Consider the following 13,095-nt stretch of genomic DNA (forward strand, 5'->3'; position numbering starts at 1 on the left):
GTTCGCCCGTCGGGTCAGGGCCCGTATATCGCCACCGGCTTGCCGAACATTCCCGGCTCCGGCTTTACACCCAGCCCCGGTCGCTGCGGCACGGCGATGTGGCCTTGCTTGATGACCACCGGGTGCCTCTGGTCGAAATGACCCTTGATGTATTCCTGGGCGATCCAGGCGCCTTCCATGCGGCGCGGCTCGACGGTTGCCGCCAGATGCACGCAGGCCGCCGCGATGACGTCGCCGCCCCAGGCGTCGTCGCAACTATGCGGCAGCGAGCGGATCGCGCAAAGGTCGCGCACCGTGGTCATTTTGGTGAGGCCGCCGAGCCGCGTCACCTTGAAGCCGAAGCCGTCGGCGATGCCCATGGCAATTGCCCTCAGCACCGCGTTCTGGTCCTCGGTGCTCTCGTCGAGATAGACCGGATGCGTCACGCGGCCCTTCAGCGTCGCGATCTCGTCCATCGTGTTGCAGGGCTGTTCGAAGACGAAGGGGATCGCCTGGCAGAGCCGGTCGAGCTGGATCGCGGCGGCGACCGTCAGGCCGCGATTGCCGTCGACCGCGATGCGCGCCCTGTAGCCGACCGCTTCCCAGACCTTGTGGACAACGGCGACGTCTTCTTCGAGGTTGCGCCCGCCGATCTTCACCTGCAGGCGCGGATAGCCGGCCTTGACCTTGTCGGCTGCGATTCTGGCCGTCTCGTCCGGCGCCCCGACAATCAGCGAATAATAGGCCGGCACGCGATCGGTCAGCGCCCCGCCCAAAAGCGTCGAGACCGGCACGCCGAGCTTTTGACCGAGCAGGTCGAGAAAGGCCATGTCGAAGGCGGCCTTGGCGTAGCCGTGCCCGTTCAGGCGTTCGTCCATGCGTTTGGCCAGCAGCCTGATCGAGGCGATGTCCTGCCCGATCAGCCCGGGGGCGATCTCGGCGATCGCGGCGCGGGCGCCCAGCGCATGATGCGGCTGGTAGACCGGGCCGATCGGGCAGGTCTCGCCCCATCCGGCAAAGCCGTCATCGGTCACGATCTCGACAAGTGTCGAGTCCAGCGCCTCCACATCGGCGCTGGCCATCCGGTAGACGCCGCTCTTGACCGGCAATTGCGCCGAATAGACGGTGATCCGATCGATGCGCATACCCGGCTCCCCTCGAGGAAATGCATGGACAACGAGGCCTCAAGCGGCCCGTCTTACATCCGCGCTCTGGCGGAGGTCGGATCGTAAGGCGAATCGGGAACCACCTCCGCGACCTTCCATTCGCCCAGGATCGCCACGTCGAGCTTCGTGCCGGGCGTGGCAAAGCGTTCGGGCAGCAGCGCCAGCGCCACGTCATGGCCGAGCGCGTAGCCATAGCCTCCCGAGGTGATGCGCCCGACCAGCTTGCCGTCGCTATAGAGCCCTTCATTGGCAAGCGTACTTGCACCGTCGGTGTCGATCCTGAGCGTCACCGAGCGGCGCCGGTCGTTGCGCTCCTTGTATGTCAGAACCGCGTCGCGTCCGATGAAGTCGCCCTTGTCGAGGCGAATGAAGCGCTCCAGCCCGCTCTCCAGCGCATTGAGCTCCGGGTTCATGTCGCGATACATGGCGCGATAGGATTTTTCGAGCCGGAGCGATTCCAGCGCATGCAGCCCGACCAGCCGCATGCCGTGCTTCTCGCCTTCTCTCAGGATCGCGTCGAGCAATTGCCGCTGGTAGGGCAGGGGATGGTAGAGTTCCCAGCCCAGCTCGCCTTCATAGTTGACGCGCAGCAGCCGCACGTCGCTGGCCAGAGCCACGTTGCCGGTCTTCACGCCGAACCATGGGAAGCTTTCGTTGGAAAGATCGATCTCCGTGAGGGGTTGCAACACGGCCCGCGCCTTCGGCCCCACCACCGTGAAGCAGCCGCGATCGTTGGTGACGTTCTTTAAGGACACGCTGCCGTCGGTGGGAAGCAGTCTGGACAGGTCATCGAAGTTCCAGCGCTCGGCGCGTGGCGTCGAGATCAGATAGAACAGGTCCTCGCCAAGCCGCGCCACCATGTATTCGGCCTGCACGCCGCCATTGGCCGTCAGATGATGCGCCAGCGTCACCTTGCCGACTGAAGGCATTCGGTTGGCGATGATCCGGTCCAGCCAGGCAGCCGCGCCCGAGCCCGAGACCTCGAACTTGGTCATCGGCGTCATTTCGACCAGGCCGACGGCGTTGCGCACCGCCAGCACCTCCTCGCCGACGAGGTTGCCCTTGGGCGTCCAGCGCCAGCTATACTGGTCCTTGGCCTCGACGCCGTTGCGCGCGAACCAATTGGGCATCTCCCAGCCATTGAGCACGCCCCAGACGGCGCCCAGCTCGGTCAGCCTGTCATAGGAGGGCGCGGTCTTCTGCGGCCGCGCGGCGGGTATGTCCTGCCCGGGATATTTCTGCTCCGCATGCGTGCCCCAGGCCTCGCGCACCTTCTCGCGCGTCCAGGCCTTGTTGGCGTAATCGCCGAAGCGGCGCGGATCGAGATCGGAGGTGTCGAGGCTGTTGCCGCCCTCGACGATGCGCTCGGACAGGTAATAGCCGATCGTGCCGCCCCACAGGATGCCGCCTGGGACGCCTTCGGCGAGCCAGACATTGGGCAGGCCCCAGGCCGGTCCCATCAGCGGCAGCTCGTCCGCCGTCATTTGGAAAGGGCCGCGCACATTGGCCTTGATGCCGACGCGTCCCAAGGCCGGCACCAGTTGCAGCGCCTGTTCCCAGTTCCACGACACCGCTTCGAAATCCTCTTCCAGCAGGTCGGCGCCGAACCAGGATGGGACGCCGTCCTCGGCAAACAGCTTCAGGTTCGCCGTGCGCTCATAAGGTCCGAACATCAGCCCGTCGCCTTCCTCGCGCAGGTATCCTTCGAACCCTTCGTCGCGCAGGATCGGCATTTCGGGTCGGCCGGCGCGCTTGCGCTCCACCACTTCCGGCACCGCTTCGGTGATCCAGTACTGGTGCAGGATCGGGATCGCCGGGATGTCGAGCCCGAGCAGCGCGCCGGTCTGGCGCGCGTAATTGCCGGTGGCGCAGATCACATGCTCGCAGGTGATGTTGCCCTTGTTGGTCTCAACCAGCCACTCGCCGCCCGGCGTCCGCTTGAAGCCGGTGACCTCGGTGTCGAGATAGACCTTGGCGCCGAGATCCCGCGCGCCCTTGGCCATGGCATGCGTCACATCGGCCGGCGCGATATGGCCGTCGTCGGGATGGTAGAGCGCGCCGAGCATGCCCTTGTTGTCGAGCAGCGGCCAGAGTTTTCGCGCCTCATCCGGGGTCAGCAATTGCGCCCGCATGCCCTGCACCTCGGCCACACTCATATAGCTCTTGAACTCGTCGAGCCGGTCCCTGGAATTGGCGATGCGCAGCTGCCCGCATTTGTGCCAGCCCACGGGCTGCCCCGTCTCGGCCTCGAGCCCCTCATAGATCTCGATGGTCTTGTTGATCATCCGCCCGACATTGATGTTGCGGGCATAGGAAGGGATCAGCCCCGCCGCATGCCAGGTAGAGCCGGCGGTGAGCTGCGTACGTTCCAACAGCGCCACGTCGGTCCAGCCGCGCTTGGCGAGCCCATAGAGGATACCCGCGCCGACACATCCTCCGCCAACGATCACCACCCGCGCATGTGTCTGCATCAAATCACCAGTCCGGCTGTTCAGAGCAAAAGTGCCGCTGAAAGCTACAGGCGGTGATTGGCGCTGTAACGTCTTCAAAAATTGGGGGTGGTGATAAACTGAACTTATGCAGCTCTGTCCGCGGCCCGGCGCGGGCCCGCGGTACTCACCTGGCTTGCCCCTCTTGCGCGGCCTCGTCCTTGAAGTCGACCTTCGTGCCCGGCTTGACCATGGCGGCGAGGTCTTCGGCGTCCCAGTTGGTCATCCGGATGCAGCCATGCGAGAAGGTGGTGCCGATCTTGCCGGGGTCCGGCGTGCCGTGAATGCCATAGCTCTCGATCGAGAGGTCGATCCACACCGACCCGACGGGATTGTTGGGCCCCTTGGCGATGGTGAAGGGGCGCTTGGCCTTCACCCCCTTGAAGGCGAATTTCGGATCGTAGTGATAAGTCGGATCGTGCACCACGCGCTTGACCTCGGCCTGGCCGCTCGGCGCCGGCTTTTCCTCGCTGCCGATCGAAGCCGGATAGACCGCAATCGCCTTGCCCGACGCATCGAGGGCGCGCACCTGGCGGGATGCCTTGTCGACTTCCACGCTGCCAATCTGTGAAGGAGGACCACCACGGCCGACATCGGGCACCACCAGGGTCGTGCCGGCCTTGCTGAATCCCGCGCGGACGTTGAGCGTCCTCAGCAATTGTTCGCTGATATGGAACCGCTCCGCCAGCTTCTCCCGCGCGTTGCGGTAGCCGAGGCGCTTGAGCTGCGCCATACTCTCCATGCGGGCCGGAATGCGCCTGGTGAAGGGACCGCGCACATCCTTGGCCGTGACCTCGTATGTCGTCAGCACAGGGCCGGCGAAAGTCGCCGCGAGCTTATCCCAGGTCTCCCGCGTAAGCTTGCCGTCGGAAGGCAGTCCGTTCGCCGCCTGGAAGGCCGCGACGGCCTTGGTGAAGTTCTGCGAAACGCGGCCGTCGATCAGGCCGGGCGAGAAGCGGGCGCGATCCAGCAACACCTGCGCCTTGAGCAGCATCGGGCTGATGCCGTTCGGTTCGCCCTCGCTGAATTGCGCCTGATTGACGGCGTCGGGCTCCAGCCTCGCTGCTAGCGCGCCGCCGCATACGAGTGCGAGCGCCACCGAGACGACGACAAGGAACCTGACCATCGACATCACTCCGCAACCACGACAAGGGCCTGCCTCTATGACGCGGCACGTCCGATCTGGTTCCTGTCGCGGGTGGCACGAAGGTCATCATGAATATGCGCTTTCCCCTATATATATTTGAATTTTAAGCCGGAAAGCAGTTCCCAAGAACGCGCATAAGTGGCATTATCGCATAAGGGCCTATGCATTGTCCGATTATATGGCCCCCCGTCCTGGTAACCGGCGGCTCCCCAACGCCCCCCGCCCATGCCGTCGGTTGCCTCCATTTGGGAACTAACTATCCAAGCTGGCTTCTTGTCCGGAAGAAGGAGGCGGCGTTGTCCGCCGCCTCGGCCACATCAGACATGCTTCGGCTGGACACTTCCCAGGATGGGGGGAATGGCGCCATCCTCCTTCTTGCGCGCAAAGGCGACGAAAACGCCCCTCGCTGTTTCCGCATCCACATCCCCGGCCAGGGCGGCCCGGCAGGCACGGATGGCCGCCTTCTGCTCGGGGCTGTTGCCGCACCAGTCGATAACGAATCGATAGGCGTCCACGACGGTGTTCAACTGACGCGGAAACCCCAGTCCTACCCAGACGCGGATTGGCTTTTCGAATGATTTGGCGAGCATCGCGAACGTCCTCTATCCGCGATGACGTTAGACGGTCAGGCCGCCGCCCTTGCCGCCCTTGTTGATCATCCAAGGCAAGGTGGTGCTTACGTCTTCCTGGATTCTGGCGGACTTCGCAAAACCGCAAAATGCCTCTCTGGCGGCGGCCAGCGGAAAGCCGCTGTCGAATGCGCGTTGGCAGGCGCGCAGCGCCGTTTCATAGATCGGCCCACGCCGGTTCTTGGGCCATTCATAGAGAAATTCCAGGGCGTCTTCGAGGCAGGCGATTTCCTGGATGAGGCTGTTTCCGCTCTTGACGAAAACAGGGCTGTCGAACATCCGATCGTTCATAAGATCCTCCAAGTCGAACGAACAGTGAGAGTTTTGAAAGGGGGCGGGGATCGCAGCGGCCCGCGCCTGCATGCGATATGGGTTTATGAATTCGAGCCGTCAAGGACTTGGCGGGCGCGGTCATGTCCCATTTCGCAAGCCCAATGTCCCGCGCGCTGTTTGGTCGATCAGACCGCATCCAAGCCGCCGGCGGCGGCCTCGTCAGCGACTGGAATTGAGCTTCTGGATACGCCCCTTATCCAGCCGGAACACGCCGTCCGTACCGCCTTGCTGCTCGAAGTCGGTTTGAAGCTCATCCCACGTGCCGAGATATGCGCCGCACTCGGCGCAATGGATCGGCGTTGTGGGTAGGGCATCGGCCGGAATCTGCAGACGGATGGTGCCGCAAAACGGGCATTCCAGCTTGTGGTCCAGATATTCGCCAGCCATTTTGCGGAGCATCGCGCAATCGGCACGTCTTCGCAAGCAGGGATTTCCGACGAGCTTTGCTTCAGTGGGCTCGATCTGCGAAACCGCCAGTCGCGAAACGCCTTCATTGCCGCGGAGTCCGGCAGAGCATCCGCCGCATTCAGCCGGTCAAACGCGGCTTGAGGTGGACGTCTGAACACGCGCCTTTATGATCCGTGCTTCTCGAAGAAGCGACGGTCGGTCGCGCCCGACGGCCTTTATCAGCCTCCTGGCTTGAGCGTCCGAGATGCCGGTTTTCTCTTTAAGCAGAATGACCAGCTGCTTGTCGTCAATTCGACCATGGGAACTGCCTTCACCGGGTTCAGTCATGACAAGAATCCTCCTTCCAACCGAACTGGAAAGACCGTCGAAAGTTTCATCGTCGGCCCAGCATTGCCTCACTGCTTCGCAGTGGAGCCTATCTGCCCAGTGGCCGCCGCGAGAGCTCCGTCAGCTCGCGCCCGTCGGCAATCCCCGCCATGTAGTTCGCGATGATGCGCAAGGCCCGCCGCTCGCGCTGCTCCTCGGTTTCATTGGCGCTCGCGCTGAGTTCGAGGACGCGGCCCAGAAAGCTCACCTCATCGGGCGTGAACGCGCCTTTCGACAGTCTCGTGATCGGCATTGCCGCCTCCGGTGGCCCAAAGGAAGCCCGGCCAGCGGACATGTTGGTGACACAACGACCGGTGGCCGGCTCGGCCAACCCCAACGTTGGCACGACCATCCGGCATGTTTGTAGACCGCCTGCTCTAACCCATGGGGATCCTTACCCGCAACGATGCGCTACAGCTGCGTGTGAAGCCTGCTGGCCAGCCAGTCGGTAACCTTCTCGCTCATGGGGCGCGCCTGCCACTCCGCCAGGCTGATCTGCCTCGATCGCTTGAGGTCCTCGTTGAACAAATCGATTTGCGTCTGCGCAAAATCCCTGCCGTAGACGTTGAGGGTCGCTTCGTCGTTCAGCCGCAACGAGCGCTCGTCCAGGTTTGCGGAACCGAAGCTCGCCCAGACGTCGTCGACGATCAGCAGCTTAGGATGATACATCGTCGGCTGAAACTCGTAGATGCGAACGCCCGCTTCGAGCAACTGGCCCCAGAAGTATCGCGAGCCTTTCCGCACGATGGGCACATCGGTCAGCCAATTGGGCACGATGACGTCGACGATCACGCCTCTCTTCCTGGCGTCGAGTATCTGCTGGAGCGCGATTTCGTCGGGCACGAAATAGGCCATGCCGATGCGCAGGTGGTCCTTGGCCGCGGCGATCGCGGCCAGCATCATCAGTTCCATGTCCTCGGAGCCGTTCGGCTGCGATGAAAGGATCAACTGAGCGCCGAGCGCGCCTGCGGGTTCAGGCGGCGGGTAGAACATTTCTCCCTGCAACGTTTCGCCCACGGTCTCCAGCCAGTTCTCGGCGAAGGCCGCCTGGAACGCGGCCACCGAAGGCCCCTGGATTTGATAGTGCGTGTCGCGCCACTCGTTCGGATTGCGCGCATTGCCCAGCCAGTTGTCAGCGATACCGACCCCGCCGGTGAACGCGACCCGCCCGTCCACGATGAGCAGCTTGCGGTGCGTCCGGTTGTTCACGCGGTCAAGCGTGTACCAGTAGATGGGGCGGTAGCGCTGGAACCGCACCCCGGCGCCCGTCATGATGTGGATCAGCTTCTCGTCGAAAGGCAGGCTGCCGAGCCAGTCGACCAGCACTCGAACCTCGACGCCCTCCCGGGCTTTCGCGGCCAAGGCCGTGGCGAATGCGTAGCCGACCGACCCCGACCAATAGATGTAGGTTTCCATGTCGACGCTGGCCTGAGCCGCGCCGATCGCTTGCAGCATCGCCGGAAAGATCTCGTCGCCATTGACCAGGGTTCGCACTGCGTTCCGCTCGAACATCTGCCCTTGCGAATAGCTGCTCATGCTTCGCACGAATTGCGGGTCGGCCGCGTCGAAACGATGCGGAACGATCGTGCGGATGGCGCGGGGCTCCGGGGTCACGTTTACCGCGGCCAGAGTGACCACGCCGGCCAGGATCGCAACGGCAAGATATTTGAGAATGTCGAGCCAAAAGCCGGCCTTGCGTCCGGCCGCGATCGCTTTTTTGACGGCCAGTGACGCTCCAAAGCCCTGAGATTTCACCTATTCCGTTCCCCGGTCAGTTCTGGTGATTTTCCAACAGCAAGAATGTTCGACCCTAATCCCGGTTCCCGGCCGGGTGTGCGGCGAGTCCGGATCGACGCTTCGTCAGCCGGTTCTTGGCCAGCCGCACCATGGACCGAACGCTGCATCCTTTGCGAGCAATCGGCGTTGAAGAAGATCATTCAGGATGGTTTCGCATGGTTATCAAGCTGGAACGGCCCGTAGCCGAAGCCTCGCAGGAGGCCGACATCCTCGTGAACAAGACGGCGCATTTCGTCGGCGAATGGATCGAGGAACACAAGGCTGAAGCTCCGCCCGCGCTGCCGGCGGAAATCGTTGCCGCTGAGTTGGCGGATCAATGTATCGCTGACGCTGAAAGCGAGGGCATAGGGCCTGACCAGATCAGCGAGGAAGTCGGCGACCTCAAGGAGTATATCGCCGAGACCGTGCTGGAGGAGCGACGCGATGGCGACAGTGGCGCTCGGGACACGATTGCGCCTGTGCCGTCCGCGGTTGCAAACGGAGAGCCGAATGCCGAAATTCCGCTTTGAATTCATCGAATCCGCGGCGCAGCCGCCGATCCAGGTCGAGATGGACGACCTCGAAACCGCGAAAGCCGAGGCCAAACGGGCTGCCAAGGAAGCTATGCTCGACGGGATTGCCGCAGGTTCGGATCCGACCTCCTGGGTGACCAAGATCTATGACGAGGCCGGCTATTTGGTGACCACCATCGAATTCCGGGATCTGGTGTCCGAACCCCAGCGTCTCGCTCAGGCGGACGAGACCGGCGAGCCTGGTGTGATGCGCTCAGGCTGAGTCCTGAGCCAGCCTGCGGCACTGCTTGCATCCTATGATGACGGTTTGCTTCTGGCCGCCACGCTGGCCTAGTCGTCGCCCTTATAGGATTTGGCGACGTCGTCGATCTTGCGCCAATCGTTTCCGTAGCGTCGCACAAGCTCCCGCGCCTGCGCCGGCGACAGATCCTGCGTTTCGACGATATGCTTCACTTCCGTCTCTTCGCCTTTCAGCGGACGCGAACGCGGACGCTTTGTGTGTTTGGCCGTCGCTGCATCTCGTCTCGCCATGAATGGTCCTCTCTCGGATTGGAATCAACCGCCGAGCCGAAGGAAGGTTTCCTGAAGCCATTCGCTAAAGCGGCTCGATCTCCGAAAACAGCCAGTCGCGAAACGCCTTCACCTTGCGCTGGCGGATCGCTTCCGGCGGGTAGACCAGATAGAAGCTCGACACCGCCTTCAACGCATGATTGAACGGCCGCACCAGCCTGCCGGTGGCGAGGTCGGCTGAAACCAGCATGGTGCGGCCGAGCACCACGCCTTCGCCCTGCACGGCAGATTCCACCGCGAACGTGGCGGAATCGAAAGTGAGGCCGCTGTTCGGGTCGACGCCTTCGACGCCGGCGCTGGCCAGCCACGCCGCCCAGTCGATGCGGTAGCCGTCGCGGATCAGCGTGTGGTGCTTGAGATCCTGCGGGTGCTTGAGCGGATGCGGGCCTTCCAGCAGCTTCGGGCTGCAGACGGGAAACACCTCCTCGCCGGTCAGGAATTCCGACGTCAGCCCGTGATAGTGGCCGGCGCCGTAGCGGATCGCGACATCGATGCCGTCGCCGCGGAAGTTAGTCAGCCTGCCGGTGGTCGAGACGCGCACGTCGATGTCGCTATGCGCGCGGTGAAAGCGATAGAGCCTAGGCACCAGCCATTTTCCGGCAAACCCATCCGACGTGCTGACGTTGAGGGTCGAGCCCGAATGGCGCGAGGTCGCGGTCTGCGTCGCCAGCGCGACTTGGTCGAGCGCCTCGCGCACGGCCAGCGCATAAGGCTCGCCGACCGGGGTGAGCCGCACCGAACGCGTCGCGCGCTCGAAGAGCTGCACGCCGAGCTGATCCTCCAGATGCTTCACCGCCCGGCTGATAGCGCCATGCGTGAGGTTGAGCTCGTCTGCGGCCCTGGAAAAATTCAAATGCCGTGCGGCGGCCTCGAAAGCAGGCAAGGCGTTGAGCGGCGGCAGTCTGCGGGTCATGGCGAAGCCATTTGTGAGTTATGGTAACAAATAATTGCCAAACTTTGGTTTGTCCGTCGAGCTTTTTCCAACCAAAAATCCTCACAGAATTTGTGATCAACGCTCACTCGACCTGCGAGGACACCATGGCTACCGTTCATCCCTTCCTCTGGTTCAATCTCGATGCCGAAGCCGCGCGGGATTTCTATCTCTTGGTTTTCAAGAACAGCCGCGCGCTCGGCGCGATCGAGTTCACCGACTTCGTCGGCGGCACCAATAAAACCGTTCCGCACGCGATTTTCGACTTCGAGCTGGAAGGCCAGCGGTTTACAGCGCTCAACGCCGGCGGCGTGCCGCCCTTCAACGAGCGGATCTCGCTTTACATCGAGACGAAAGACCAGGCGGAGACCGACTATTTCTGGAACGCGCTCACCGCCGGCGGCGGCTCCGAACAGCCCTGCGGCTGGCTGAAGGACAAGTTCGGCGTCTATTGGCAGGTCATCCCGAGCGAGGCCCTGCGCCTGATGAACGATCCGGACCGCGAAAAAGCCGACCGGGCCCGCCAGGCGATGTATTCGATGAAGAAGATCGTCCTCGCCGACATCGAAGCGGCCCATGCCGGCCGCGCCTAAATTTGAACCCATCACGAAAGTCGGAGAAGACCCATGGCTTATCTCGCGGGAAAGAAGATCATCGTCGTCGGCGGCAGCTCTGGCATCGGTTTCGGCGTCGCGGCGGCCGCGCTCGAAAACGGCGCTGAGGTGGTGATCGCCGGCCGTTCGGCCGACAAGGTGAAGGTCGCCGAAAAGCGGCTCGACGGGGCAGGGCGCGTGACGGGCATCGTGGCCGACATGGCCAACGAGGCGGACGTCTCCCGCCTGTTCGAGGAAGCTGGAGCTTTCGACCATCTGGTGGCGACGGCCGGCACGCCGCCGCCCAATGATCCGGTCGGCGAGACCGACATGGATTTCGTGCGCCAGTTCGTCGACGGCAAGCTGATCGGCGCGGTGATGCTCGCCAAGCATGCCGTGCGCACGCTGAACAAGGGTGGCTCGATGATCTTCACCTCGGGCATCAACAAGGACCGTCCGCCGGTCCCCGGCGGCTCGGTGGTTTCGGCGGTCGCCGGTTCCTTCACCTATTTCGCCCGCGCGCTCGCGCTGGAGCTCGCGCCGGTCCGCGTCAACATCGTCTCGCCCGGTTGGGTCGACACCGAAATGTGGGATGAGATCGTCGGCGCGGCCAAGACCGGTTATTTCGAGCAGATGGGCACCCGTATTCCGGCGGGCCGGATCGCCACGCCCGCCGAAATCGCACCGGCCTATCTCTATCTCATGCAGAACGAGTTCATGACCGGCGAGACCATCCACATCGACGGCGGGCAACGGCTGGTGTGATGGGAAAGGGCCGGACCTCGGTCTGAGGATCCCGCTCCGCCCATAGCTGCCACAAGGCTGGGCCTCGCTTTCCGGGCCTTCCCCGGCAATGGCGTTTCCGGCGGAACGCTAATATACATGACGCTCGAATGAGCAGTGCCTCCGCCTCGTCGAGGAATGCCATGCGAAAGGTCATCTTCACCGCCATCTGCCTCGCCGCGACAGGCGCCGACGCCCATGACTGGTACCAAAACAAGGTCGATCCGGTTACGAACTTCAAATGTTGCGGTGGCACGGATTGCCGTCCCATACCGGACGCCGAGGTGCAATCCAGGGCCGATGGCGGCTACGTTTACCTGCCCGATGGTTTCAACATCCCGCGAGAGCGCGTGCAGGAATCCCCGGATGGCCGATACCACATCTGCGAGAACAACTACGTCATAACCAACCAGCCTTATCTGCGCTGCTTTTTCGCGCCGCGGCTCAAGGTCTCGCGGCTGCTTTCGCATTAGCCTCTCAACGATCCGTGTCCGCGCAAACGGTCGCTTCTCGACTACGCGTAGGCCGATGCTCGGCCTATGCGTATCCGAAATAGTCCATGATTTCCCGCGCTTCGCCTGCGTCGAAGCGGCGGGCCACGTTGGCTGGCAGCCTGGATCGCCAGCCGCCCCTATAGTCGGTGATCGGCTGGTTCACCTGGGCGAGCCGGCGAGCCGAATGCGGCGTGCGCACTGCCTTTTCCCGCCCCCACACGATGGGCTGCTGGTGATAGTTGAGAATGCCCGGGTCGAAGGTCACGCCGATGAAGCGGCATAGTCGCTCGATGGAAGGCGCAGGCGATTCGATGAAGTCCTCGTAACGCCACAGGATGCTTTCGCCCTTTTCGATACGCGCCATGGAGGCTTTGCTGTCGGCAATCCATCTCTGGAAAGCCTTGTCGAAATCGCCTTCGTAACGCTGCCCGAGCGAGGCCACGACGTCCCTGCCGTCGCGCGTGACGACGATAAAGCGCGCGCCCGGAATCGTCTCGGCGATCTGCCTCGTATAGTGGATATGGTTCGGTGTCTTTTCGACCCAGACGCTGCGGCGTGAAATGGCTGCCTGCAACAAAACCACGCTCAGTTTGGTCCAACGCGCCCCATTGTCTGAGACAAACGCGCTTGTCTCGCGGCGGATGGAGAAAATTTCCGGATGCGCGGCCAGTATCCGTGCGAGCAATGTGGACCCCGTATGCCCGCATCCACAAATGAATATTGAAACCTTGGGCTTCGGAAGAAGCCGCACAACACTCCTATTCACGGTCTCGATCTCCCCCGAGGGATTTTAACCAATCCTTTTCTTCCGGGGATTGCAATAGGAAATGCTTATATGCCGTCGATGACGAACAGATAATTGCTGCTGACGGTGCCTTGGAGCGCGAGCCGCCCCGGA

General features: G+C 62.8%; 17 protein-coding genes. 5 read left to right on the plus strand and 12 right to left on the minus strand.

What is annotated here, in order from left to right:
- Window positions 1-14 precede the first annotated feature (14 nt).
- The 9 genes from P9273_RS17735 to P9273_RS17775 form a co-directional block, all read right to left on the minus strand.
- Window positions 15-1,124, minus strand: coding sequence for a mandelate racemase/muconate lactonizing enzyme family protein (locus P9273_RS17735; protein ID WP_278050066.1), 1,110 nt, complete (start codon window positions 1,122-1,124; stop codon window positions 15-17).
- Between the two features lie 53 nt (window positions 1,125-1,177).
- The gene (locus P9273_RS17740; protein WP_278050067.1) at window positions 1,178-3,616 is read right to left on the minus strand and encodes a GcvT family protein; all 2,439 of its coding nucleotides are present in this window, start codon (window positions 3,614-3,616) and stop codon (window positions 1,178-1,180) included.
- Between the two features lie 145 nt (window positions 3,617-3,761).
- The gene (locus P9273_RS17745) at window positions 3,762-4,760 is read right to left on the minus strand and encodes a L,D-transpeptidase family protein (protein ID WP_278050068.1); all 999 of its coding nucleotides are present in this window, start codon (window positions 4,758-4,760) and stop codon (window positions 3,762-3,764) included.
- A gap of 338 nt (window positions 4,761-5,098) precedes the next feature.
- Entirely contained in the window at window positions 5,099-5,371 is a 273-nt protein-coding gene (locus P9273_RS17750) for a DUF982 domain-containing protein (RefSeq protein WP_278050069.1), read from the minus strand.
- 27 nt (window positions 5,372-5,398) lie between these two features.
- On the minus strand, window positions 5,399-5,701 hold the full coding sequence (locus P9273_RS17755; RefSeq protein WP_278050070.1) for a DUF982 domain-containing protein: 303 nt from the start codon (window positions 5,699-5,701) through the stop codon (window positions 5,399-5,401).
- A gap of 201 nt (window positions 5,702-5,902) precedes the next feature.
- Window positions 5,903-6,166, minus strand: a complete 264-nt coding sequence (locus P9273_RS17760; protein ID WP_278050071.1) for a hypothetical protein — start codon at window positions 6,164-6,166, stop codon at window positions 5,903-5,905.
- Window positions 6,167-6,277: 111 nt separating this feature from the next.
- Window positions 6,278-6,478: a hypothetical protein gene (locus tag P9273_RS17765; protein WP_278050072.1), complete on the minus strand. Its 201-nt coding sequence runs from the start codon at window positions 6,476-6,478 to the stop codon at window positions 6,278-6,280.
- An 88-nt stretch (window positions 6,479-6,566) separates the two neighbouring features.
- Window positions 6,567-6,770: a hypothetical protein gene (locus P9273_RS17770; RefSeq protein ID WP_278050073.1), complete on the minus strand. Its 204-nt coding sequence runs from the start codon at window positions 6,768-6,770 to the stop codon at window positions 6,567-6,569.
- 158 nt (window positions 6,771-6,928) lie between these two features.
- A complete protein-coding gene (locus P9273_RS17775; protein WP_278050074.1) occupies window positions 6,929-8,272 on the minus strand; it encodes a phospholipase D-like domain-containing protein in 1,344 nt (447 codons plus the stop codon).
- 131 nt (window positions 8,273-8,403) lie between these two features.
- On the opposite strand from P9273_RS17775, the gene P9273_RS17780 reads away from it, so the two are divergent.
- Both P9273_RS17780 and P9273_RS17785 read left to right on the plus strand, forming a co-directional pair.
- Window positions 8,404-8,823 (plus strand): hypothetical protein, encoded by a 420-nt coding sequence (locus P9273_RS17780; protein ID WP_278050075.1) that lies wholly within the window; start codon window positions 8,404-8,406, stop codon window positions 8,821-8,823.
- Window positions 8,804-9,088: a DUF6894 family protein gene (locus P9273_RS17785; RefSeq protein ID WP_278050076.1), complete on the plus strand. Its 285-nt coding sequence runs from the start codon at window positions 8,804-8,806 to the stop codon at window positions 9,086-9,088. The genes P9273_RS17780 and P9273_RS17785 overlap by 20 nt, the downstream gene beginning before the upstream one ends.
- A gap of 68 nt (window positions 9,089-9,156) precedes the next feature.
- On the opposite strand, the gene P9273_RS17790 is transcribed toward P9273_RS17785, so the two are convergent.
- Both P9273_RS17790 and P9273_RS17795 read right to left on the minus strand, forming a co-directional pair.
- The gene (locus tag P9273_RS17790; protein WP_278050077.1) at window positions 9,157-9,279 is read right to left on the minus strand and encodes a hypothetical protein; all 123 of its coding nucleotides are present in this window, start codon (window positions 9,277-9,279) and stop codon (window positions 9,157-9,159) included.
- A gap of 142 nt (window positions 9,280-9,421) precedes the next feature.
- Window positions 9,422-10,309: a transcriptional regulator GcvA gene (locus P9273_RS17795; protein WP_278050078.1), complete on the minus strand. Its 888-nt coding sequence runs from the start codon at window positions 10,307-10,309 to the stop codon at window positions 9,422-9,424.
- 125 nt (window positions 10,310-10,434) lie between these two features.
- Between P9273_RS17795 and P9273_RS17800 the strand changes: the two genes are divergently transcribed.
- From P9273_RS17800 to P9273_RS17810, 3 genes are all read left to right on the plus strand, one after another.
- Complete coding sequence (locus P9273_RS17800) at window positions 10,435-10,920, plus strand: VOC family protein (protein WP_278050079.1); 486 nt, start codon at window positions 10,435-10,437, stop codon at window positions 10,918-10,920.
- 33 nt (window positions 10,921-10,953) lie between these two features.
- The gene (locus P9273_RS17805; protein WP_278050080.1) at window positions 10,954-11,685 is read left to right on the plus strand and encodes an SDR family oxidoreductase; all 732 of its coding nucleotides are present in this window, start codon (window positions 10,954-10,956) and stop codon (window positions 11,683-11,685) included.
- 161 nt (window positions 11,686-11,846) lie between these two features.
- On the plus strand, window positions 11,847-12,176 hold the full coding sequence (locus P9273_RS17810) for a hypothetical protein (RefSeq protein WP_278050081.1): 330 nt from the start codon (window positions 11,847-11,849) through the stop codon (window positions 12,174-12,176).
- A 64-nt stretch (window positions 12,177-12,240) separates the two neighbouring features.
- Here P9273_RS17810 and P9273_RS17815 read toward each other — a convergent pair whose 3' ends face one another.
- Window positions 12,241-12,963 (minus strand): sulfotransferase family protein, encoded by a 723-nt coding sequence (locus P9273_RS17815; protein WP_278050082.1) that lies wholly within the window; start codon window positions 12,961-12,963, stop codon window positions 12,241-12,243.
- Window positions 12,964-13,095 lie beyond the last annotated feature (132 nt).

It is taken from the genome of Mesorhizobium sp. WSM4935 (genome assembly GCF_029625735.1).
Taxonomy (GTDB): Bacteria; Pseudomonadota; Alphaproteobacteria; order Rhizobiales; family Rhizobiaceae; genus Mesorhizobium.

Bases quoted from the DNA above. Each gene is read 5' to 3' on its own strand.
- P9273_RS17750 (WP_278050069.1), bottom strand. From the start codon at position 5,371: ATGCTCGCCAAATCATTCGAAAAGCCAATCCGCGTCTGGGTAGGACTG.
- P9273_RS17780 (WP_278050075.1), top strand. From the start codon at position 8,404: ATGGACCGAACGCTGCATCCTTTGCGAGCAATCGGCGTTGAAGAAGAT.
- P9273_RS17755 (WP_278050070.1), bottom strand. From the start codon at position 5,701: ATGAACGATCGGATGTTCGACAGCCCTGTTTTCGTCAAGAGCGGAAAC.
- P9273_RS17745 (WP_278050068.1), bottom strand. From the start codon at position 4,760: ATGGTCAGGTTCCTTGTCGTCGTCTCGGTGGCGCTCGCACTCGTATGC.
- P9273_RS17735 (WP_278050066.1), bottom strand. From the start codon at position 1,124: ATGCGCATCGATCGGATCACCGTCTATTCGGCGCAATTGCCGGTCAAG.
- P9273_RS17800 (WP_278050079.1), top strand. From the start codon at position 10,435: ATGGCTACCGTTCATCCCTTCCTCTGGTTCAATCTCGATGCCGAAGCC.
- P9273_RS17765 (WP_278050072.1), bottom strand. From the start codon at position 6,478: ATGACTGAACCCGGTGAAGGCAGTTCCCATGGTCGAATTGACGACAAG.
- P9273_RS17805 (WP_278050080.1), top strand. From the start codon at position 10,954: ATGGCTTATCTCGCGGGAAAGAAGATCATCGTCGTCGGCGGCAGCTCT.
- P9273_RS17795 (WP_278050078.1), bottom strand. From the start codon at position 10,309: ATGACCCGCAGACTGCCGCCGCTCAACGCCTTGCCTGCTTTCGAGGCC.
- P9273_RS17810 (WP_278050081.1), top strand. From the start codon at position 11,847: ATGCGAAAGGTCATCTTCACCGCCATCTGCCTCGCCGCGACAGGCGCC.
- P9273_RS17740 (WP_278050067.1), bottom strand. From the start codon at position 3,616: ATGCAGACACATGCGCGGGTGGTGATCGTTGGCGGAGGATGTGTCGGC.
- P9273_RS17770 (WP_278050073.1), bottom strand. From the start codon at position 6,770: ATGCCGATCACGAGACTGTCGAAAGGCGCGTTCACGCCCGATGAGGTG.
- P9273_RS17785 (WP_278050076.1), top strand. From the start codon at position 8,804: ATGCCGAAATTCCGCTTTGAATTCATCGAATCCGCGGCGCAGCCGCCG.